Origin of the sequence: Aphanothece stagnina RSMan2012, assembly GCF_046764815.1 — a bacterium.
Classification (GTDB): Bacteria; Cyanobacteriota; Cyanobacteriia; order PCC-6307; family Cyanobiaceae; genus NIES-981.
Genome location: NZ_JBKOUC010000119.1, coordinates 1 through 400, shown reverse-complemented (window position 1 = coordinate 400; position 400 = coordinate 1). Strand labels below are relative to the sequence as shown.

1 pseudogene is annotated in these 400 nt (G+C 71.2%); it reads left to right on the top strand.

What is annotated here, in order from left to right:
• Nucleotides 1-400 (top strand): annotated as a pseudogene (locus ACLNEE_RS17020) (hypothetical protein); the annotation flags it as partial.

Sequence of the window (400 nt, the reverse complement as noted above, 5' to 3'; positions counted from 1 at the left end):
TCGCCATCGGCTACCGCAGCAACGCCTCCGGCTCAGCGGCGACAGCCCTTGGTGACCAGGCCAGGGCGGCTGGAGCAGGCGCTACCGCCACCGGTTACCTGGCCAACGCCAGCGGAACCGCCGCGACCGCCGTCGGAACAGCCTCCATCGCCGACGGTGAAAGCGCCACGGCCCTCGGACGCAAGGCCAATGCCACGGGCTTCCAAACCACCGCGTTGGGTGCCGGCGCCCTGGCCAACTTCACCGGCTCCACCGCCATCGGCACCGGTGCCACCACCACCCGGGCCAACCAGATCGTGCTCGGTCGCTCTGGCGACACCGTCACCATCCCCAACCTGTCCGGCACCGGCAGCGGCCTGATCCTCGCCAACGACGACGGCACCCTCTCCCGCTCAGCCGC